This is a genomic window from Anabaena sp. TISTR 8404 (genome assembly GCF_056847745.1).
The window spans coordinates 5,450,809-5,472,208 of record NZ_CP180578.1; the positions used below are offsets into that span (position 1 = coordinate 5,450,809).

The 21,400-nt window shown below is 38.0% G+C and carries 17 protein-coding genes and 1 pseudogene; 9 read left to right on the top strand and 9 right to left on the bottom strand.

The annotated features are described in order from the left end of the window. Positions 1 to 31 precede the first annotated feature (31 nt). Positions 32 to 5,407, bottom strand: a complete 5,376-nt coding sequence (locus tag ACMX3D_RS23650; RefSeq protein WP_482748247.1) for a trifunctional serine/threonine-protein kinase/ATP-binding protein/sensor histidine kinase — start codon at positions 5,405 to 5,407, stop codon at positions 32 to 34. A gap of 224 nt (positions 5,408 to 5,631) precedes the next feature. On the opposite strand from ACMX3D_RS23650, the gene ACMX3D_RS23655 reads away from it, so the two are divergent. Continuing rightward, positions 5,632 to 6,840 carry a NupC/NupG family nucleoside CNT transporter gene (locus tag ACMX3D_RS23655; protein ID WP_482748248.1) on the top strand — a complete coding sequence of 403 codons (1,209 nt, stop codon included), beginning with the start codon at positions 5,632 to 5,634 and terminating at the stop codon, positions 6,838 to 6,840. A gap of 31 nt (positions 6,841 to 6,871) precedes the next feature. Here the strand turns inward: ACMX3D_RS23655 and ACMX3D_RS23660 are convergent, their stop codons facing one another. Then, positions 6,872 to 7,387 (bottom strand): hypothetical protein, encoded by a 516-nt coding sequence (locus tag ACMX3D_RS23660; RefSeq protein WP_482748249.1) that lies wholly within the window; start codon positions 7,385 to 7,387, stop codon positions 6,872 to 6,874. A 151-nt stretch (positions 7,388 to 7,538) separates the two neighbouring features. Here ACMX3D_RS23660 and ACMX3D_RS23665 point away from each other — a divergent pair, with 151 nt between their 5' ends. From ACMX3D_RS23665 to ACMX3D_RS23675, 3 genes are all read left to right on the top strand, one after another. Continuing rightward, positions 7,539 to 7,763, top strand: coding sequence for a helix-turn-helix domain-containing protein (locus tag ACMX3D_RS23665; protein ID WP_482748250.1), 225 nt, complete (start codon positions 7,539 to 7,541; stop codon positions 7,761 to 7,763). Next, positions 7,756 to 8,007 carry a hypothetical protein gene (locus ACMX3D_RS23670; RefSeq protein WP_482748251.1) on the top strand — a complete coding sequence of 84 codons (252 nt, stop codon included), beginning with the start codon at positions 7,756 to 7,758 and terminating at the stop codon, positions 8,005 to 8,007. The genes ACMX3D_RS23665 and ACMX3D_RS23670 overlap by 8 nt, the downstream gene beginning before the upstream one ends. A 100-nt stretch (positions 8,008 to 8,107) precedes the next feature. Continuing rightward, complete coding sequence (locus ACMX3D_RS23675) at positions 8,108 to 8,641, top strand: hypothetical protein (RefSeq protein WP_482748252.1); 534 nt, start codon at positions 8,108 to 8,110, stop codon at positions 8,639 to 8,641. Between the two features lie 5 nt (positions 8,642 to 8,646). On the opposite strand, the gene ACMX3D_RS23680 is transcribed toward ACMX3D_RS23675, so the two are convergent. Then, positions 8,647 to 9,591 (bottom strand): DNA-methyltransferase, encoded by a 945-nt coding sequence (locus ACMX3D_RS23680; protein WP_482748253.1) that lies wholly within the window; start codon positions 9,589 to 9,591, stop codon positions 8,647 to 8,649. A 497-nt stretch (positions 9,592 to 10,088) separates the two neighbouring features. Between ACMX3D_RS23680 and ACMX3D_RS23685 the strand changes: the two genes are divergently transcribed. The 3 genes from ACMX3D_RS23685 (at position 10,089) to ACMX3D_RS23695 (ending at position 13,162) form a co-directional block, all read left to right on the top strand. Then, entirely contained in the window at positions 10,089 to 12,167 is a 2,079-nt protein-coding gene (locus tag ACMX3D_RS23685; protein ID WP_482748254.1) for a glycoside hydrolase family 10-like protein, read from the top strand. Positions 12,168 to 12,302: 135 nt separating this feature from the next. Continuing rightward, complete coding sequence (locus ACMX3D_RS23690; protein ID WP_482748255.1) at positions 12,303 to 12,848, top strand: GAF domain-containing protein; 546 nt, start codon at positions 12,303 to 12,305, stop codon at positions 12,846 to 12,848. A gap of 50 nt (positions 12,849 to 12,898) precedes the next feature. Next, complete coding sequence (locus ACMX3D_RS23695) at positions 12,899 to 13,162, top strand: SemiSWEET family sugar transporter (RefSeq protein ID WP_482748256.1); 264 nt, start codon at positions 12,899 to 12,901, stop codon at positions 13,160 to 13,162. A gap of 113 nt (positions 13,163 to 13,275) precedes the next feature. On the opposite strand, the gene ACMX3D_RS23700 is transcribed toward ACMX3D_RS23695, so the two are convergent. Both ACMX3D_RS23700 and ACMX3D_RS23705 read right to left on the bottom strand, forming a co-directional pair. Continuing rightward, entirely contained in the window at positions 13,276 to 14,766 is a 1,491-nt protein-coding gene (locus tag ACMX3D_RS23700; protein WP_482748257.1) for an MlaD family protein, read from the bottom strand. Between the two features lie 17 nt (positions 14,767 to 14,783). Next, the gene (locus tag ACMX3D_RS23705) at positions 14,784 to 15,566 is read right to left on the bottom strand and encodes an ABC transporter ATP-binding protein (protein ID WP_482748258.1); all 783 of its coding nucleotides are present in this window, start codon (positions 15,564 to 15,566) and stop codon (positions 14,784 to 14,786) included. A 42-nt stretch (positions 15,567 to 15,608) separates the two neighbouring features. On the opposite strand from ACMX3D_RS23705, the gene ACMX3D_RS23710 reads away from it, so the two are divergent. Continuing rightward, positions 15,609 to 17,207, top strand: a complete 1,599-nt coding sequence (locus ACMX3D_RS23710; protein WP_482748259.1) for a phytoene desaturase family protein — start codon at positions 15,609 to 15,611, stop codon at positions 17,205 to 17,207. Between the two features lie 2 nt (positions 17,208 to 17,209). Here the strand turns inward: ACMX3D_RS23710 and ACMX3D_RS23715 are convergent. Then, positions 17,210 to 17,383: pseudogene (locus ACMX3D_RS23715) on the bottom strand (restriction endonuclease subunit R); the annotation flags it as partial. 95 nt (positions 17,384 to 17,478) lie between these two features. After that, complete coding sequence (gene typA, locus ACMX3D_RS23720; protein ID WP_482748260.1) at positions 17,479 to 19,269, bottom strand: translational GTPase TypA; 1,791 nt, start codon at positions 19,267 to 19,269, stop codon at positions 17,479 to 17,481. Positions 19,270 to 19,435: 166 nt separating this feature from the next. Here typA and ACMX3D_RS23725 point away from each other — a divergent pair, with 166 nt between their 5' ends. Continuing rightward, entirely contained in the window at positions 19,436 to 19,906 is a 471-nt protein-coding gene (locus ACMX3D_RS23725) for a GUN4 domain-containing protein (protein ID WP_482748261.1), read from the top strand. Positions 19,907 to 20,107: 201 nt separating this feature from the next. Here ACMX3D_RS23725 and ACMX3D_RS23730 read toward each other — a convergent pair whose 3' ends face one another. After that, positions 20,108 to 20,677: a Uma2 family endonuclease gene (locus tag ACMX3D_RS23730; protein ID WP_482748262.1), complete on the bottom strand. Its 570-nt coding sequence runs from the start codon at positions 20,675 to 20,677 to the stop codon at positions 20,108 to 20,110. Between the two features lie 38 nt (positions 20,678 to 20,715). Beyond that, positions 20,716 to 21,291, bottom strand: coding sequence for a Uma2 family endonuclease (locus tag ACMX3D_RS23735; protein WP_482748263.1), 576 nt, complete (start codon positions 21,289 to 21,291; stop codon positions 20,716 to 20,718). Positions 21,292 to 21,400: the final 109 nt, after the last annotated feature.

Genomic DNA, 21,400 nt, shown 5'->3' on the forward strand with positions numbered 1-21,400 from the left:
TAAATTTTAGGTTATCAGTTTTAATATAGTTTTAAACTGGAAGTTTTATTACAAATTCTGAACCTTCACCTTGTACAGAATTAAATTCTAAAGTACCGTTGTGTTTTTCGACAATAATTTGCCGCGCGATCGCTAATCCTAATCCTGTACCTTTGCCAACAGATTTAGTCGTAAATAAATGGTCGAAAATCTTGTTTTTAACTTTATCTGGTATCCCTACACCATTGTCGCTAATCTGTATTATAAGTTGAGATTTATCATTACTTAAACTAGTCTGAATTGTGATTTGACTAGGTTTATTTTCGTTAAATTGTCGTCCGATATTCGATTCTTCTAAAGCATCAATGGCGTTGGCAAGCAAATTCATAAATACTTGATTGAGTTGTCCAGGAAAGCATTCTATTTGAGGAATATTACCATAGTTCTTGACAATATTAATTTCTGGACGATTCTCTGAGGCTTTTAAGCGGTGTTTAAGAATTAACAGTGTACTATCAATTCCTTCGTGAATATTGTAAGTAACTTTCGATTCGCTATCTAATCGAGAAAAAGTTCGCAAACCAGCACTAATATTCCGAATGCGATCAACCCCAACTTTCATGGAAGAAATGAGTTTTGGTAAATCTTCGCGTAAGTATTCTAAATCAAATGCGGCAATTTCTTCAGCAATTGCTTCGCCAGGTTCAGGAAAGTTTTGTTGATAAATATCGATGATATGAAATAAATCTTGGACTAATTCTATAGCAGGTTGAATATTTCCAGCGATAAATCCTATAGGATTATTAATTTCGTGGGCTACACCTGCAACTAAATTACCCAACGCTGACATTTTTTCACTTTGAATAAGTTGCAGTTGCATTTGCTGCAATTCCGTGAAGGATTTGGATAGTTTTTGGGCATAATCTTGAGATTGTTGATAGAGACGAGCATTTTCTAAAGATATTGCTGCTTGGGAACAAAGTAATTTGATAATAGTCAGGCGATCGCTAGTAAATGCCTGTACCATTAAATTATTTTCTAAATATAAAATTCCTATCAATTTACCTTGATTTAAAATTGGTGTACACAATAAACTTTTTGGTTTATGACTAATAATATAGGCATCAGCAGCAAAGTTATTTTCTTTAGTTGCGTCATCAATTACCAAATATGTTCTAGTATTTTTAACGTAATGAATTATAGTTTGCGGTACATCTTGGCTACTATCTAAGGGAAGAGATTGTAGGATATTTGATAATCCCTTAACTGTAGCAACCGCCTCAATTACCCAACTATTTTCTTTGAGTAAAACTAGCACAGCTTTTTCTGCACCAGCATTTTCCATTAACACTTGCATTAAAGTAGTTAACAGCTTATCTTGTTCAATTTCACTAGAAACTGCTTGGGAAGCTTTTAGGACTGTCTCTAAATCTAATGCTTCCGAAATGCTGTTATTACAAGAAGAATCAGTTGTCGCACTACTAAAAGTAGAGCGAGTAATTCTACTAATACTAGAAATAGTATCTTGAGGATGAAGCTGGGTTTTTTCCCATTGCAGTATAGGTGCAAGTAACTGCGGATAGCGTTGTTCTAAATCTTCGACTTTGGCTTTTGCACCCCAAAGTGCATAACAGTAGTAAGAATTTGTCAGATAAATTTGGGCAATTTGCTCTCTACCCCATTCTAAATAAAATTGAGTAGCAATTTCGTGAATGAGAGCTTCTTCTTGAATATATTCGTTTGCTTTAGCTTGGGCGATCGCGCGATCGTAAAGTTCCGCAGCTTGCCAATATTGACCAACTACGCGCAGTCTTTCTGCTTCTACTAAATTATAGCGATGCTGATTGTTCATTGGGGCATGTTCTGCCCAAAATTTCATTTTTTGTTGGTTAGCTTCAACTTGCTCTAAATATTTTTGTTTTTCCTGAATATCTGCTTGAAAATAATGCCCTAACAAAGCCAAAGAATGATAAAAATTGAGAATCATAACTTGCATGAAGCCAAAAGCTGAACCTGCTTGTTCATTGGCTAATTTGACCTGTTTTATTGCCTGAGTATAATCTTTAAATTGGTACAGTAGAATTGTTTTAGCAACATAAAAAATAAATAGTACTGTACCACTTTTTGCTGCTATTAAATTCGGCAGCATTTGTAATTCATTAAAGCTTTCACCAACTAATAAATATTTATCTGGCGATAAACCTTGTAAATTTAAACCTAACTGCCGCCATATTTGTGAAAAGTGAATCGGGATTTCTTGTTTAATTTTAATGCAGATGTCTATATATGTTGCTTGTTCTGCAACAGCCGACTCCAAGTTATTCGCTGAGAAAAACAGATAACTGCACAAATTACCAGCAGAGTATCCTCCCCATTCAATATCTCCTGTTTCTAACCCAATTTGTACAGCTTCTCGTAAGGGTTGCACACTATTTTTTGGATGTTCTTTCCAAGTCCTAATGTTGGAATTAAATAAATTATAAACTTTAGCTTTCAGTTCCTTAGCAGCAAATTTATCTAGTAATTTTAAAGCAATCTGCCCTGCATGATAGCCTTCTGTTAATTTTCCAATTCCAGAAAGTAATAAGCCATAAAAACCGTAAGCAAAAGCCGATAAGCTTGAATTACCATGTTCAATACAGAGATTGACCATTGTAATAATAACTTGAGGAAAAATTTCTGGTTTAGCCATAAATATAGGAGCGCAGAGAATTTTTAAAATTCCCATTGCTGCTAGTTTATCAGGGCTAGTCATTACCAAAAAGTTATCTATATCAACTAAATTTGGCAATGTGATTAATAAACTTTCCTCTCCCGTTATATTTACTAAATTTATTCCTAATTCTTCTAAAACTTGCAGTCCAATTTCTACTGCTTGCAGCATTTGTAATTGAGCAATGCAAATTTGCATTTGTAATTCATATATTTTTACTTTATCTAATAAACTTTGAGTATTTTGTAGCGCAATTTCTGTCAGTTCTGTAGCTTTAGTAAAGTTAATGTTTAAATATTCAGCTTCTGCGGTTTCTATATAGACTCTTAAAGTAAAATCATATTGAGATTGCCAACTATCAGTTTCTAGGAATTCTAAAGCAGTGTTTAAATACTTTACTGCTGTCTCATAAGCTGTGGCAGACTTAGCTTTATGACCTGCAATTAAATTAAGTTGAGCTAATTGATTTTTTGCTATCTGTTCAGCAATTAATTCTGCTCCTATGTTTAGCTGATTAATTATAGCGAAAATATTTTCGGCTTCTTCAATGTTAGGAGTATTTTTAAAGAGAATTTGACCAATTTTTAGATGTGTTGCTTTTTTCTGTGATTCTGGAATCAAAAAATAAGCAGCTTGTTGTACTCTATCGTGAAGAAATTTATATGTTGGCGATTGGAAAATTGCCCATTTATCATCTGCTAATTCTTTTTTGTCTTGAAAGAATTTATACACTTCACTAGTAGGAATAATCAATTCTTTTTGCAATGCTTTCCATAAATTATCAGCAGTTTCTAGTAAAGATTTTTCGTAGACTATAGCTAGATTGGCTAAATCAAATTGGTTGCCAATACAGGCAGCTAATTTTAACACTTCTAAGGTGGCTGGCGGTAACTTTTGCAGTTGCAGTGCGAGAAATTCTACTACATCATCAGTTAGTGCTAAAGCTTTTATTTGAGCAATGTCACATTGCCAATATCCAGCATCAAAGTTAAAAACAATTAATTTTTCATCGTAGAGAAATTTTAAAAATTGATGAATAAATAAAGGGTTACCTTTAGTTTTTTGGTATACGAGTTTTGTGAGGGGAGAAGCAATTTCTAAAGAACAATTTAGAGTATCAGCAATGAGATGATTTAAATCTGTTGGCTGAAGTGCATCTAAAGTAATCTTATTAATTTTAATATGGCTTTTTTGGATTTCTGCTAACTTTAAAATCAAGGGATGCGTAGTTGAAACCTCATTATCTCGATAAGCCCCAATTAGTAATAAATAACCAGCATTTGTGTTACTAATCAAGCCTTGAATAAATTTCAGAGATGCTGAGTCTGCCCATTGTAAGTCATCCAGAAAAATGACTAAGGGATGGTCTTTCGTAGTAAAGATTGTGATAAATCTATGCAATAGCAAATTAAAGCGATTTTGCGCAGCACTTCCTGATAATTCTGGGACAGGAGGTTGTTTTCCAATTATTGTTTCTAATTCTGGAATAACATCAATAATGACTTGGGCATTTTCGCCTAATGCTTTAAGTATTTGATTTTTCCAATGTTGCAATTGTGCGTCACTTTCACTTAATAATTGCCCAATTAAGTCACGGAAAGCTTGCATAAAAGCTGAAAAAGGAATATTACGTTGAAATTGGTCATATTTCCCAGCACTAAAATAACCCCGTTGTCGCACAATTGGTTTATGAACTTCTTTGACAGCAGCGGTTTTACCAATACCCGAAAAACCTGCGACTAGCATTATTTCAGTTTTACCTGTAGCTACTCTGTCAAAAGCTGTCAGCAAAGTTCTTACTTCTGCTTGTCGTCCGTAGAGTTTTTCAGGAATTTGAAAGCGATCGCAAATATCCCGCATTCCTAGTCTAAAATCTTTAACAGTGCCAGTTTCTTGCCATTGACGCTGACACATTTCTAAGTCATACTTCAAACCCAAAGCACTTTGATAGCGGTCTTCGGCATTTTTTGCCATCAATTTATCTACAATATCAGAAACCATTGAAGGCACTTCTGGATTTAAACTTTCAACTTTTGGTGGTAGCTTTGCCAAATGACAGTACACTAATTCCATTGGTTCATGGCAACAAAAAGGTAACTGTCCAGTAAGTATTTCAAAAAAAGTAACACCTAAAGAATAAAAATCACTACGGTAGTCAATACCACGATTTGTGCGACCAGTTTGTTCTGGTGACAAATATGCTAATGTTCCTTCTAATATATGTGGACTAGTCAGGCTTTGAGTGTCTCGCTTGAGTAAAGATGCAATACTAAAATCTATTAGTTTGATTTCTTTTGTGCTGGGATTAATTAAAATATTAGCTGGTTTAATATCTTTATGAATAATTTGATGCCGATATAATCTGTCGAGTATAGCAACGATTTGAATTGCAATTTGAAAAAAACTTGATAAGTTGACTGTATATTTAGCAATATATTCTTGCAAAGAAATAGCCCCTACATCTTCCATGATTAGGGCATAGCTATTGTGATAAGTTTCTAAACTATAAGGTTTAACAATACCTTCAATATCAAGATTTTTGGCAATTGTATACTGATTGCGGAAGCGCACAAGTTCTTGAAACGTAGGATAGTCTCGACGTAACAGTTTAATAATTACTGGTGTTTGATCGCATTCTCTAATTCCACGATGCACTAAGGTATGAGAACCGGAATAAATTAGCTCATTTACACGATAACCAGTTAAGGTCAACATAAGTTTTTCTACCAATAATTGTTAATTTTTACTTTAAAAAAATAATTTTTGTTTATAGATGGTTTTTAACATTTAGAGATAAATCTTTATAAGAAAATATCAACTTGCGATCGCACTCTCTTCTCATAGTGGCGCAATTCACTGCAAAAAAGTTAAAAAAGTTACATTTTTTTTATGTATACTTGATGACCAAATATCATAGCTGTGGTTTCTTGAAAGTCAATATGGAACGTGCTATTTCTATCCTAGGAATCTTAGTATTTATGGGGATATCTTACGCTTTATCAGTTGAACGTCAAGCAGTTCGTTGGCGGACAGTTGCTTGGGGTTTGGGCTTAGAGTTCGTTTTCGCCCTGCTAATTTTGAAAACACCTTGGGGTTTAAATGTATTTAAATCTCTCGGAGATATTGTCAGCAATTTTTTAGCATTTTCTGATGTCGGTGCGAAATTTGTCTTTGGAGAAAATTTTAAAGATCATTTATTTGCCTTTCAAGTCCTACCGACTATTATCTTTTTCTCAGCCTTTATTAGTGTTTTATACTACTACGGAATTTTACAGCGAGTCGTAAATATGCTTGCCTGGGTAATGATTAAGACAATGAAAACATCAGGGTCTGAGTCATTATCTTGTGCAGGCAACATTTTTTTAGGGCCAACAGAATCAGCACTCATGGTCAAACCTTATGTAGCAAATATGACTTTATCCGAACTTCATGCTGTAATGACAGGTGGCTTCGCCACAATTGCTGGTGGAGTATTAGGCGCTTATCTTTCCTTTGGTATTCCTCCAGAACATTTAATTGCAGCTTTTTTTATGACTGCGCCCACATCGTTAGTTGTCTCAAAATTAATGTACCCAGAAACAGAAGTTTCCCTAACAGCAGGTCAAGCCAAAATAGATGTAGAAACTAATTACGTAAATGTAATTGATGCGGCTACGACAGGAGCCATTGATGGCGTAAAATTAGCAGTTAACGTTGGCGTAATGATTATTGCTTTTTTAGGATTACTCGCTGCTTTGAATGCTTTATTAGGGTGGTTAGGTTCTCTTGTCAGTTTGCCGCAGTTATCTTTGCAATTAATATTGTCTTTTATCATGGCTCCCGTAGCATGGTTGATGGGTGTACCTTGGAATGATTGCCAACAAGTAGGAGCATTATTAGGAACAAAGACAATTTTAAATGAGTTTATTGCTTTCTTAGATTTAAAACAGCTAATTGAAAACGGTAAAATTTCTCAAAGAGCAGTTATTATTGCAACTTACGCATTATGTAATTTTGCCAATATTGGCTCTATTGGTATTACTATTGGCGGACTAACAGGTATGGCTCCTAATCGTCAGCATGACTTAGCTCGCTTCGGCGTGAGAACAATGATTGCAGGACTATTAGCAAGTTTTATTACTGCGTGTATTGCTGGAATTCTAGTTTAAAAAACTGCTAATTGTTAATTTAAAAACTCGCTTATTTTTTAAATGTTTTGATAGTTATATTCGGTAATGGATATTTTAATATTGCATTTATTTTCTTTCTTTTCTCAAAATAACCTAGTTTCCAGTTTTCTGGTTTGTTTAAATCATTTATATGCCCTTGAATAATTAACCAAAGAGCAATGCGAGTATTTAAATATCCTCTGATAATGTAATTCTTTGGTTGGGTATAAAGCCCAGGTAGAGATATGCCAGCTATAGTTTTAAGTTGTCCACAGTAAGTTTTGTTTCCTGGCAATGTTAGGGTAAAAAAACCATCATTAGTATAACCATTGGGAATGACAAATGTTCCATAAACATGATGCTGACCACGCCAAGGTTGAACTACCAAATCTACAGGATTAGCGTAATATTTTTGCCGTAATGATGTAGTTTTAGATTTAAACTTATCGCAACTCACTAAGGGGGAAAAGTCAGGAAGTAAAGCAAAACTCAGAATAGCTCCTAAGGTGAGAAAAAATAGTAAGTAAAAAACTTGATATCTTCGCACTGTTTAGATACTTAGACTACTTATTTTGTTGATATTTTAGCAAATTGAGCAATGTGGCGTGGCATACATCTTTGTGTGCAACGGTTACTACTAACTAATGGTACTTAAAGTCCGTGGACTTAAAAGCATCACCTAATCTTTACTTATTACTATGACAGCATCTAACGAAAAAGATATTAGAAAAAAATTTGGTGAACGGCTTCGGTATCTCCGAAGTATTCGCAAACTTTCCCAAGAAGACTTGGCACACTTATGTGACTTAGATAGAAGCTACATCGGAGGTGTCGAGCGTGGAGAAAGAAATGTGAGCCTTTTGAATATTAAGAAAATTGCGGATGCTTTGTGTATTTCACCTAGAGAGTTTTTTGATGAATAGTATTCCAGAAAATGTAAGGCTCAAAGAATTAGTAATAGTTGCTAACTTAAATAAACCTTTTTTTGATGATTTTATCAGCTTCTTGCAGATAGAGGGATATGCAGAACTTTACGAATTTATTGTTGAGCAAGATACGCCCAAGGCAAAAAATACTATCCAGAAATATTTAGAGCGTAAGATTCCTAACAATCTAAAACTATATGACGGAATAGCCCGTCCATACGCTGAAGATAAAGCTAGCTAAATGGCTTTTATTAGGATGGATTTTTAGAGATGCTCCTGAACAGAGGCTAAAAGGGTTTTTAAATAATCTCAGCGGTAAACAATATGAACGTAAAGCTGAGTTGCTCAATCAAGTTAGACAATATGTCGCCACAATTCTATATGAACGTGAAAGATGGGACTGGCTACCAATTTCTGAAGTGATGATTGACCGTTTAGAAGGAAGCCGACGTTCTATCAAAGGAAACCTATTTGAAGAAATTGTTCGGCGCAATCTCAAAGAAATATTTGAGAAGAATAACATTCAACTCTCAATTGAAAAAACCCAAATTAAAATTAGTGGCGAAACCTATGACATTAAAATAAGTGGTCATAGAGGTGATATTCTCATCCCAGTGAAAACTCGTGAAACAATGGGCGGTGGTCATGCTCTTTTATTCACAAGGGATATCCATAAAGCAATAACAGTAGCAAATAAGTCTGGCTATCAATGTATACCAGTTATTATTGCTGAATCTTGGACAGGTGATTTAACTACATTAGATTGTCAAGAGGTTATCTATATTAATAAAAACCCCAATCAAATCAATGAAGTTGAACCTTTACTAATTCAAGCATTAGAAAATTTGATAGAAGTTTTTCGCTCTCTCATTTAAAACTTCTAAGTTGGAAAAATCCTTTTCATAGCGATTTCACAGTACTCTTTATTCAACTCAATACCGATAAACTTGCGTCCTTTGGCAAGAGATACTACTCCTGTAGTTCCAGAACCAAAGAATGGATCAAGAACTATTGAACCTTCAGGACAACCAGCTAATATACAAGGCTCTATTAATTTTTCTGGAAATACCGCAAAATGCGATTCTCTAAATTTAGACAGAGGTACTTCCCAGACAGTTCTCTTATTTCTACCTTTGGGATGAAATGCTTGATCCCAGCGACCACGATGTAAGTTGCCATTACCAGAATTTTTTCCCTGTTCTGGTGTCCCTCCTGGCTTGCCAAGATGGTTTCTCCCTCCTTTCATTTTACTTTTTTCTGAAAAAGTTACATGTGGTTCACGTATAGCATCTGCGTCGTAATAGTACTTTGAACTTTTAGCAAATAGAAATATATATTCATGATCAGTAGTTGGACGATTTTTTACAGAAGATGGCATGGCATGTGGCTTATACCAAATAATATCAGAACGTAAAATCCACCCTCTTTCTTTCAGGGAAAGTGCTAATTTCCAAGGCAGCCCTGCTAAATTTCCATCTATATATTTATCGCCTATATTCAGCCAAAGTGTACCATCTTCTTTTAAAACTCTCTTTACTTCATCAAAAATATCAAGAAGACGGTTTAAATATTCTTCGATTGTTGACTCTGATCCAATTTGATTGTCCGTACAGTAATCACGTTGTCCATAATACGGAGGGCTAGTAACTACTGTTTGCACAATTGAGTCTGGTAACTTTTTCAAAACTTCTAAAGCTTCTCCATTTAAAATACAATTAACTTGGTTAAAATCAACTTCATCAATATCATTTACATTTATTAGTTTTCTATCTAAACCCACAAATAAAGGAAGATTGCTGGTAGTAGCATTTAAAGAAATAGTCATAATTTAAAAAATTTGGTACTTATAGTCATCATATACTGCGATAACAGTATATGCAACCTTAGAGTTTTTAATAGATAATCAAATAGAAAAATTTCTGTTTAATTGCTTATTTTTGTAGATTTACTCAGTGAAAAGACATATTACTTGCTCAAAATGCCTTTTTTCTTTCTCATTGCGGTATATTTAGCAAGCAAAAACACATATTGCTTTCTCAAAATGTCTGTTTACTTTCTTATTTTGGTATGTTTAGCAAGTAAAAAGAGATATTGCTTTTTCAGTTCCGGATTTTACTGACTCATTATAAATATTATGGTAGAGCAACTAACCTTGCAGATTTGCCAAAATCCTTTCAGGTTGATTAATTATGAGTATTTTAACGGAATTAACTGTTGCAGAGCCTAAAGAAGATTGCCAAATATGAAAATTTATACAAAAGTCCGGTAGTAATTGCGATCGCGCTGTTAGAATCCAGCCAAGCAAACTAGTGGCAATCAACAATGGTCTCTACTACTGCACGCTTCTCAGATATTCAAAACCATTGGGCGCGTCCGTTTATTGAAGCTTTAGCAGCGCGACGCATTTTAAATGGCTATCCCAACGGCACTTTTCGTCCAGATAACTCAGTGACGCGTGCTGAGTTTGCGGCGATAGTTGCAGCAGTTTTTACTGTACCAGGAAAGCGCCAATATACTCCTTTTGTTGATGTCCCGACAAATCACTGGGCGGCAAGTGCCATTCAAAAATGTTATGAAACAGGATTTTTAACTGGCTACCCCGATAAATATTTCCGTCCCAATAATCGCATTGCTAGGGGTGATGTTTTAGTTTCACTCATCAGCGGTTTGGATATTGCAGCGAAAATCAAACCAGACTTAGTAAACCAACTACCACAAATTTATCAAGACGCAGCTAACATTCCTGGTTACGCCAGAAATCAAATAGCGCTGGCAACTAGTGCTGGCTTTGTTGCCAGTTTCCCCAACATCAAGTTACTCAACTACGCTACTGCGGCTACTCGTGCAGATGTCGCGGTGATAGTTTACCAAGCTTTGGTTTATCTAGGCAACGTCCAAACAATTCCTTCTGTTTACCTGGTTGTACCACCAACAACAGCACCCACACCAACACCTACACCCATACCAATACCAACTCCCATACCCACGCCCATACCAACACCTCCAGTACCTGGTACTGTCAAAGTCAGCCATACACGAGAATTTCGCGGGGCTTGGGTAGCCTCTGTGTGGAATGGTGATTGGCCTTCCAAAGCAGGACTTCCAGCGGCACAGCAAAGAGCAGAATTGTTAGAAATTATTAACCAATTGCAAGCATTGAATTTCAACGCTTTGATTTTGCAGGTACGTCCAGAAGGCGATGCTTTGTATGCTTCAGAATTAGAACCTTGGAGTGCTTGGATTACTGGAACCCAAGGCAAAGCGCCAGAACCATTTTATGATCCATTAGAGTTTGCGATCGCTGAATGTCACAAACGCAATATCGAAGTTCATGCTTGGTTTAACCCTTACCGTGCCAAAACTAGCACCAAAGGTTCCCCAAATGTCCGTCCCCATATAGCCGTTACCCATCCAGAAGTAGTTTATCAGTGGGGCAATCAACTGTGGATGGATCCTGGCTCAAAAATTGTCCAAGACCGAGCATATAATGTGATTCTCGATGTTGTGCGGCGCTATGACATAGATGGCATTCACTTAGACGATTATTTCTATCCTTATCCCATCCAAGGTCAAGCTTTCCCTGATAGCAAAACCTACGCCGCATACAAAACAGCTGGCGGCCTGTTGAGTTTAGATGATTGGCGGCGAGAAAATGTTAATCAAATGGTGTCGCGCCTTTCTGAAGGAATCAAGACAACAAAGCCCCACGTCAAATTTGGTATTAGTCCTTTTGGGATTTACCGTCCCGGACAACCAGCCGGAATTACTGGTTTAGATGCCTACAGTACACTGTATGCTGACTCTAAAAAATGGTTAGAACAAGCCTGGATTGATTATTTAGCACCCCAACTTTATTGGCGCATTGACCAAACCAATCAAAGTTATCCCTTGCTATTAAGATGGTGGACAGACGTTAATTCTAAGCAGCGACACATTTACACCGGCAATAATCTTGGGCAACTTGATGGTAAAGCTTGGAAAGACGATGAAATTGATAAACAAGTGAAAATTTCTCGCAACCTAGCAGGAAACTTATCTTTAGGGAATATTTTCTTTAGTATGAGCGCCATCACTCAAAATCGGCGTGGTATTGCTGACCAGTTCAAAAATTCCCTTTATTCTCGACCTGCATTAGTACCTACCATGTCTTGGCGGAATGCAACTCCACCACCCCCACCCAAAGCTTTGCAATTCAAAGACGGTAAACTGAATTGGCAGCCAGGAGATAGTCAACCTGTGCGTTCTTGGACACTATATCGACAAACTGGCAATACTTGGACACTTCAGCGTGTTTTGTCTGCGGGTACAACCTTTGCCACCGTTCAAGCGGGAACTTATGCTGTCTGTGCAGTTGATAGGTTAGCAAATGAGAGTTTGGGTGTAGTGATTACTGTGAGTTAAGTAATATAGCAGGAGTCAGAATTCAGAATAAGAATAATCTCTATAACCAACTTTAAGACGTAATTGTATCGGTAGGATGATGCTTTCAATTAACAGCTATTGAGAGAATAACAAACGAAACAATTTGACCTACCGATGACTAATTTAGTTTGGACTGAAGCTGTACAAAATATTTTAGAAACATACAGCAATCCAGATGATATTTTTACTGCAATACTGTCATTAGTAGGGGAAGTATTACAGTGCGATCGCTGCTTTCTCTACTTAAGAAATCCTCAAACTAAGATAGGGAAAGTTGCTTATTGCTGGCGGCGAAATGAAGATATTCCAGACAAGCTAGAACCTGAGTGGAAATCAGAACCAGACTGGTCGAAAGAAGATCCTTTATTTGCTGCTGCACTGCGGAATGCGCCTTCAATTTATGTTGAAGATGTAGAAACTGCCAGCCCAGAAATTTTGAATAAAAAGTTTGAGCGCGAGGGTTTTGGACATCGGGCGCTAATTCACTCTCACTTGTGTCAAGACAAGCAATTATGGGGAATTTTACAGCCTTGTATCTTTGGTAAACCGCGAGTTTGGTCAGAATCTGACCATGCTTTTATTAGTCAGCTTGAAGAGATATTAACACCATTAATTATTACTTATGTCACAGAATCAACTAATTCTTCAGCTAATAATTAACGGCTGATTAATTATCTACAAGGTGAGGAGAATTAGCAAGACTAAATTATATGAGAGAATTTGTAACTTTCTTCTTTGGCTTAGGTTTTGTATTCAATGCTAGTTTATTTATTCCGCAAATTATCCGACTTATCAAAACGAAAAATTCTAGTAATATCTCTTTAATAACTTTTATCGGATTTAATCTTATTCAGCTTAATAGTGCTGTTTATGGATATTACCAGAATGATATGATTTTATTGTATGGTAATATAGTGAGTCTTATTGCTTGTGGTGCTGTAACAGTATTGGCAATATATTACAGAAAGAATTAAATCGACTATTTAAATCAATCTTCTAATCTCAAGTTGTAGTAATCTTATTTCATTTATAAACTTACTCATGAATAATACCTTTGCCAACACTCGGCAAAGGTATTGATACTTGTTTATTGCTTTTGCTCCCTTTGTTTACCATGCTCTCGTAGCTGCTGCAATAACTGTTCTTGGGATAAATTAGGTGTCAATGAAGAAGTTGGCTGAGTGTTTTTATTATCACTCTTAACAACAGTAGTTGGGGGATTAGCAATAGTTTGTTCGGTGACAGTGGGTGTGGGAAATACAACATTTGGTTTGTTAGCTGTTACCTTTTCGGTGACAACTGGTGTGGGAAATACAACATTTGGTTTGATAGCTGCTAATTTCATAGCATCTAAAGTCGTAGCAAACTGCACTTGCTGCTGCATTTGTTGTGTAGAAGAAACTAAACCACTCAAACCATTAACCAATTGCCGCAGATTGTCTCTAAAAGTTGGATCACCCGTCAACTCATCTAAATCAGATGTAATTTTTTGAGTGTTTTCAAAAGTTACTCTGGCTGAGTCTAAAGTTTGTTGTAGTAGTAATACGTTTTTGGGGTCATTTAAAGTTTGTGTTGCATTACGTAAATTAGCAGAAGCTAAAGCTGCATTAGCTGAAAGTGTTTCTAAATTCTTAATTACTTCTCCTTGAGTTAAGCGATTAAGTGAAGGCGATAAGCTAGTAACTGTAGTGCGTAACTGATTACTAGTTTCGGTAATATTATTCAAAGCGCTAACTAACGACGAACGATTAGTAGTGACCAAATCATCCAAGTTGGTTAGCAAACGATTTGCTTTATTAGCTGTTGAGCCAAATTCTTTGGCTGTTGTACCAAATTGATTAGCAGTGATACTTAATTGATTAGCTGTTTTAGTAGTAGATGCAGTTAGTTCATTAGTGGCGCGTTGTACAGAATTGGCTGTTGCACTAAATGTATTTAGCTGTCCTTGAAAGCCTTTTGTTAAACCCCTGACATCTTGACTGAGGGCTGCAACGCTAGTAGCGGCTGCGGCGGAACTTTCCAAAAGTCTGTTAACTCTTTGATAAAATTTTGGGTCGTTATACAAAGTAGCTAATTCAGTGGTGCTACGAATCAGGTCATCAACACTAATACCAATTTGACCTTTCAAGCGAGAACCATTACAAACAATCAAGTTTGGATTACAACCTTTCTCTAAAGGTTTGGCTTTCACTTCAGCGACTAATGATGTTCTTGGAGTAATGTCGATAATACTTTCACTAATTAATCCACTTTGGTTAGCATCAATTGTGACATCGCTAGGAATTATTAGGTCAGTTGAGGCAACTTCAATTTCTACATCTATAGCATTTGACTTTGGTCGTATATCCGAAATTTTGCCAACTTTCACGCCACGATAACGAACTGATGCACCTTTTTGCATTCCCCCAGCGTTGGCAAATTCGACAATGAATTTATACGATTTACGCCCAGTATTAACTCCATTCAACCACAGAACTATGACTGCAAATGCACCCAGTCCCAATAAGAGTAACAACCCCACTGAACCTTCTCTGAGCGTTCGTCTAGATGTGAAGCGATTTGTGATTAATTCTCGCATTGATTTCTCCCAACCACCTAACCAACAACCTGAATCGGCCCTTGCACGCTACCACTCATAAATTGTCTAATTAATGGGTGGTCGGTGCTATCCATCTCACTAACTGTACCTTGCCACTGCACTCTACCTTGGTAGAGAAACACTAGTCTATCAGCTGTCCGGCGAATCGTACTATCTTGGTGGGTAACAATAGCATAGGTGCTACAAACTCCGTGCATATTTTGTAAATCACGAATCAAGTCTTCAATAACTGTCGAAGCAATGGGGTCAAGTCCGGCTGTGGGTTCATCGTATAGTAAAACTTCTGGCCCTTCTTTGGGATTTTCTGGGTTTGACATAATCGCACGGGCAAAACTCACCCGTTTCCGCATTCCTCCAGAAAGTTCCGAAGGGTAGAGATGACTAATACCTGGTAAACCCACCATTTCTAATTTTTCTTTGACTAATTCTTGAATCTGCGATCGCGGTAACCTGGAGTTTTGATACAGTAAAAATCCCACGTTCTCGTCAACATTCAAAGAATCAAATAACGCCGCTTGCTGAAATACCATGCCAATACCAACTGGGTCAGCACCATCTTCTATCAACCCTTCTCGCCGTACTCCCTGTACATATATTTCTCCCTCATCAGGATTTGTTAAACCTGCTATCACTCTTAAAATTGTCGATTTCCCAGTACCGGAAGGGCCAATAATTCCCAGTGCTTCTCCTCGGTAAATTGTCAAATCTACATTATCTAAAACCTTATTGTTACCAAAGGACTTAGAAACACCTTTCAGTTCAATTAGTGGTTCAGTCATTAGTCAATAGTCAATAGTCAAGGGTCAATGGTCAATAGAATCATGAACTCATCACTCTTAACTCAGCACTCAGCACTCAGCGAGAAGTTGCGTGCAGGGGTTTCCCCCGTTGAGCAAACTTCGGTGACTCAGCACTGCAAAAATGATGTCATAGTTATCGGTAGCGGTATTGGCGGTTTATGTGCTGCGGGATTACTTACACGTTATGGCAAGCGGGTAATTGTGTGTGAAAGCCATACAATTCCCGGTGGTGCAGCCCATACCTTTAAACGACGAGGATTTGAATTTGATTCTGGCCCCTCTTTTTATTGTGGACTTTCAGCAACCCATAGTCTGAATCCTGTAAAACAAGTTCTTGATGTACTAGGGGAATCCCTTAAAGTTATACCTTATGATCCCTTAGGACACTACCATTTTCCTGAAGCTAGTCTGCCAATCTACAGCAATTTTCCAAGATTTCTTCAAGAGTTACAAACTATTACACCCCAAGGTGCAGCAGAACTCCAGGATTTTGCAGCACGTTTGTTAGGCTTATATACAGCGATGAAAGACATACCTACCTTAGCTTTACGGGCTGATTGGCAGGTAATTTTTGTGTTAATAAATTATGTGCGATCGCTGGGTAAAATGTTACCTTACTTGCCTTTGGTGCAGTCTTCTGTCGGCACTGTCATGGATGCTACAGTTAAAGATCCTTGGGTACGACGACTCATCGATTTAGAATGTTTCCTGCTTTCTGGTTTAAAGGCACACGGCACAATTGCCCCAGAAGTCGCTTTTATGTTAGGTGAACGTGGGCGTGGCGTTGAGTATCCTGTTGGTGGTAGTGCCGCAATTGTCAACGCTTTGGTGCGTGGCTTAGAACGTTGGGGTGGAAAGTTACGCTTAGGCTGTCACGTTGAGCAAATTCTTGTGGAATCTGGCAAAGCTGTGGGTGTGAAGTTAAAAAATGGGGAAATTCTGCAAGCACCGATTGTAATTTCCAACGCCACAATTTGGGATACTTACAATCAACTGCTGCGTCCTGAAGATTTACCCGCAACTTACGGCCAAACTGCGTTGCATACACCCACAGTTGATAGTTTTATTCATTTGCACTTAGGTATTCGCGCCACAGGCTTAGAAAACTTAACGGGACATCATGTAGTAGTCCACGACTCTCAGCAAGATATTACCACACCCGGTAATACTTGCATGATTTCCATTCCCAGTGTGTGGGATGCAACTCTCGCACCAGAAGGACATCATGTGGTTCATGCTTACACCCTAGAACCATATGGTGGCTGGGAACGAAATGATAATTATGAACAGCAGAAAAAAGAGAAAGCCCAAACTTTATATCGTGCCTTAGAGAAAATTATCCCCGATATTCGAGAACGTGTAGTGTTAGAACTTATCGGTACACCGCTAACTCATGCTCATTACTTACGACGATATCAGGGAACTTATGGCCCTGCCATTGCTGCGGGTAAGGGTATGTTTCCAAGTACACACACGCCAATTTCAGGTTTGTATCGTGTAGGTGACAGCACCATGCCCGGAATTGGAGTACCAGCTGTCGCCGCTTCTGGTATTTTATGTGCCAATAGTTTAGTAGAGCGATCGCAAACAGCAGAGTTATTAAAAAATTTGCAAATTTAATTTTATAACTGACAAATTGCTTTCAGAACTTGTAGCAATTCAATTGCCCGCATCGATTCCATAAAATTTAACAACGGCAGCAGTTGATATACTGGTGGGTTGCCTGGTTCTATATACACAAATTGATAACTTTTACCGTTAGTAATTAAACCCCAAACTGATTTTTGATTATCTAAGAGCAGATTTTCTTTACGAATCAGCTCTAAGGCAAGATAAATTAAAAATAAAAAGCCCGCATTAGCGAGCTTTCTACATTATATTGAGCAATAGTTTACCGTTTCGCCAATTTCTTCGCCATCTTCCGCAGACGAATTGATTGGGGTGTAACTTCCACCAATTCATCGGGGCCGATGTATTCCAACGCGCGTTCGAGGCTCATTTCTACTGGTGCTTGCAACTGCACCAGTTCATCGCCGCCGGATGCGCGGTGGTTTGTTAACTGCTTAGTTTTGCAGACATTCAATTCTAAGTCTTGGGGACGGTTGTGTTCACCAACAATCATGCCCTTGTAGACTTTAGTACCAGGAGTGATAAAGAACACACCTCTATCTTCAGCGTTCTTCATGGCGTAGAAAGTGGAAACACCTTCTTCAAAGGCAATGAGTACACCTTTGTTCCGGGCTTCAATCTCACCACAGATAGGACGGTAATCTAAGAAGCTGTGGTTCATGATCCCTTCGCCACGGGTCATGCGCATGAATTCACCCCGGAAACCAATCAAACCACGGGCGGGAATGATAAACTCTAGCTGGGTGCGATTGCTAACACCAGGCTGCATATCTTGCATTTCGCCTTTACGTTGTCCTAGACGTTCAATACAGCTACCAACTGCATCCGAGGGAACGTCTAACACTAACAGTTCATAAGGTTCGCAAGGTTGACCGTTGACTTCGCGGTAAATTACCTGTGGCTGGGATACTTGGAATTCATAACCCTCACGGCGCATGGTTTCGATTAAGATACCCAAGTGCAATTCACCACGACCGGAAACTAGGAATTTATCAGGGGAGTCAGTTTCTTCGACACGCAATGCAACGTTGGTTTCTAGTTCGCGGAATAGGCGATCGCGTACTTGTCTAGATGTTACCAGCTTACCTTCTTGGCCAGCAAAAGGCGAATCATTCACCCAGAAGGTCATCTGCAAAGTTGGTTCATCCACTTTAATGAGTGGTAATGCTTGCGGTTCGTTGGGATCAGTAATTGTTTCCCCGATGTTTGCATCAGCGAAACCTGCAACTGCCACAATCAGACCTGCGGATGCTTCTTCTAATTCCACCCGCTTTAAACCTTCAAAACCAAGCAACTTACTAATTTTTGCCTTCACAATTGCGCCTGTTTCTGTTACCAAGGCTGCTTGCTGTCCACTACGGATAGTACCGTTGTGGATTCTGCCAATTACAATCCGTCCCAGATATTCAGAATAATCTAGGGTTGTAACTTGCAATTGCAGAGGCTTAGTTGCATCACCTACTGGTGGTGGAACATGACGCAGAATGGCTTCAAATAAAGGTTGCATATCCTTGGGTTCTTCTTCCAAGGATTCTTTTGCATAACCAGACAAACCAGAAGCGAACAAATAAGGGAAGTCGCACTGATCATCATCTGCGCCTAATTCTAAGAACAGATCCAATACTTTATCTATTGCACCGTGGGGTTCTGCTTGGGGGCGATCGATTTTGTTGACAACAACAATTGGGCGCAGTCCTTTTTCCAATGCCTTTTTCAACACGAAGCGTGTTTGAGGCATAGGGCCTTCATTGGCATCAACAATCAGGATGCAGCCATCAACCATGCCGAGTACGCGTTCAACTTCGCCACCGAAGTCCGCGTGTCCGGGAGTATCAATAATATTGATGAGTGTTTCTTTGTAGCGAACGGCTGTGTTCTTCGCCAGAATTGTGATTCCACGTTCCCGTTCTAGGTCGTTGGAGTCCATGACGCAATCCGGAACGTCTTCACCTTCTCGGAAAATGCCGGACTGTCTGAGGAGTGCATCAACCAAGGTGGTTTTGCCGTGGTCTACGTGGGCGATAATGGCGACGTTACGAATTGGGAGCGTCATAGAAGCTTAGTGTTAACTCTAGAGGGGTTTTGTAGATTTACATTTAAGTGTGCTAGGCTTTTTTAACAGAATCGGGGATGTTCTGCAAATTCTGTAAAGAACCTTTAACAATTCTAGCTTAATTGAAACAATTGCGAGGACTTTTGTAATTGTTGGTTTTTCCAGCATGGTGAAGCTCAAACGATTTTTTCGCAGGATAGACAAACATTTGGTAAATTACAACACTTTAGAGAAATTACTAGCTCTAGAAAAGTGGTATGAAGCTGATTGCGAAACTACGAATATTCAACTCAGTATAGTTGAGCGAGAAGAAGCAGAATCTTTATACTTTTTATTATCTGATTTTCCCTGCGAAGACCTCGTTATTTTAGATCAACTCTGGGTCAAGTATAGTTGTGGTCGTTTTGGTTTTAGTGTACAAAAGCGTATTTATCAGGAATTTAAAGGTAGCAAAAAATATACGAACTTTTGTGAGCAAGTTGGATGGCGGAAAAACGGGCATTGGAAATATCCTAGTGAATTAATGTTCACATTGGATGCTCCAGAAGGACATTTACCTTGGCTAACATCAGGATTTCGGACAACTAAGCAAGATGCACGTGAGTGGTGTACTCGTTTAGAGGCTTGTGGACTTTAATTTAAGCTTTGCGGTTATTTGCTAAATTTACGCCAGCATAGTTGCGGCTCTTAGCCTAAAATCAAATCATTGACGCACAAGCACCTGAAGTAGTTATTTATGGTTTATTAAATAAGCGATCGCTTCCGCAGCATCACACATATTTACTTACTATTAATTCCTTGTATCATTGGTAGATTAATTGTGAAGCTTTAAATTTTATTATTTCACTTTCAACAAACTAAAAATATCTACTACTTTTATCTGCCAATCACCTAACACATCGATAACAGGTAAAATATCTGCTTTATACTTCACTTCTGGTAGCTTGTTTGGTTGAAATACCATCACTGATTTATCATTAGGGTCAATAAACCAACCTAATTTAGTTCCTTGGTTAATACAGAAAATAATTTTATTAATTACTCGGTTAGGTGATTGCTCAGGTGATAAAATTTCAATAGTCCAGTCTGGATAGTTTTCAAATTTATTTGCTATTTCTCCGTCTTCATCAGTTGGGATACGCGACCATTCAAATACAGCAATATCTGGAACAAAGGAACGTCTACCAAACGTGCAGCGTAACTCGGTTAATGCTAAAGCTTTTTGTTGAGGTTCACCAACCTGATTAATATTAGTTGATAACCGAGTTTGAAGAATACTATGTTTTCCTTGAGGCATTGGTTTTTGGTAGATGCGTCCGTCGATATATTCACTAGCTGGTTTAGTTTCTGGTAAATTGAGAAACTCTTCTAAAGAAAGGTTAGAAGATACTTCAGTTGATAGTGTCATCAGTAGTTACTCCAACAATAATTTCAGCCCATAATTAATCATAATAATTTTGCCAAAGGTAACGTAAATCCAGGGACAACATCTTCACCATTTAAAATTGCTGTCGCTGGATACTGGGTAATGGAACCATCTCGACGATAAACGAAAGCTTGCTGATTTTGGCGGTCAATTAACCATCCTAATTGCACACCATTGGTAATATATTCTGCCATCTTGGCTTTCAGTTTTGGCAAGCTGTCATTTTTAGAACGAATTTCTATGACAAAGTCTGGTGCTAGGTTAATAAAGGCATCCTCTTGCTGATCCCAATTTTCTGGTAAGCGTCCTTTTGCAACGAAAGCAGCATCAGGTGATTTCACAGCTGTATTTGCGAATTTAAAACCTGTACTTGGCCCAAAAACTTCGCCTAAATTCTGAGTTTCTACCCACGCCAGCAAATACCCACCTGCTTTAATTTCTCTATTTCCCGAAATTCCCCCAGTCGGTGGCATAGTTTCTAAAGTTCCATCTGCATTACGTTCAAACCGCAGTTCTGGGTTTTGCGAACTCATCAGCATTAATTCTTCATCAGTGACAGTATACCAAGGCTGTACTGTGGCTTTTTCGCTGTTCATGATGGTGTAACAAGCGGGATGGATAGTTTAATTTTAGGTTGAGAAAGTTCTGAGTGCTTTATAATTTCAAGTCATCAACGCTGCCTTAGACTGTATAAATACGTCTATA

Coding starts and splice junctions, on each gene's coding strand:
- ACMX3D_RS23650 (WP_482748247.1), bottom strand. CDS start 5,407: ATGTTGACCTTAACTGGTTATCGTGTAAATGAGCTAATTTATTCCGGT.
- ACMX3D_RS23655 (WP_482748248.1), top strand. CDS start 5,632: ATGGAACGTGCTATTTCTATCCTAGGAATCTTAGTATTTATGGGGATA.
- ACMX3D_RS23665 (WP_482748250.1), top strand. CDS start 7,539: ATGACAGCATCTAACGAAAAAGATATTAGAAAAAAATTTGGTGAACGG.
- ACMX3D_RS23670 (WP_482748251.1), top strand. CDS start 7,756: ATGAATAGTATTCCAGAAAATGTAAGGCTCAAAGAATTAGTAATAGTT.
- ACMX3D_RS23680 (WP_482748253.1), bottom strand. CDS start 9,591: ATGACTATTTCTTTAAATGCTACTACCAGCAATCTTCCTTTATTTGTG.
- ACMX3D_RS23685 (WP_482748254.1), top strand. CDS start 10,089: ATGGTCTCTACTACTGCACGCTTCTCAGATATTCAAAACCATTGGGCG.
- ACMX3D_RS23690 (WP_482748255.1), top strand. CDS start 12,303: ATGACTAATTTAGTTTGGACTGAAGCTGTACAAAATATTTTAGAAACA.
- ACMX3D_RS23695 (WP_482748256.1), top strand. CDS start 12,899: ATGAGAGAATTTGTAACTTTCTTCTTTGGCTTAGGTTTTGTATTCAAT.
- ACMX3D_RS23700 (WP_482748257.1), bottom strand. CDS start 14,766: ATGCGAGAATTAATCACAAATCGCTTCACATCTAGACGAACGCTCAGA.
- ACMX3D_RS23705 (WP_482748258.1), bottom strand. CDS start 15,566: ATGACTGAACCACTAATTGAACTGAAAGGTGTTTCTAAGTCCTTTGGT.
- ACMX3D_RS23710 (WP_482748259.1), top strand. CDS start 15,609: ATGAACTCATCACTCTTAACTCAGCACTCAGCACTCAGCGAGAAGTTG.
- typA (WP_482748260.1), bottom strand. CDS start 19,269: ATGACGCTCCCAATTCGTAACGTCGCCATTATCGCCCACGTAGACCAC.
- ACMX3D_RS23725 (WP_482748261.1), top strand. CDS start 19,436: ATGGTGAAGCTCAAACGATTTTTTCGCAGGATAGACAAACATTTGGTA.
- ACMX3D_RS23730 (WP_482748262.1), bottom strand. CDS start 20,677: ATGACACTATCAACTGAAGTATCTTCTAACCTTTCTTTAGAAGAGTTT.
- ACMX3D_RS23735 (WP_482748263.1), bottom strand. CDS start 21,291: ATGAACAGCGAAAAAGCCACAGTACAGCCTTGGTATACTGTCACTGAT.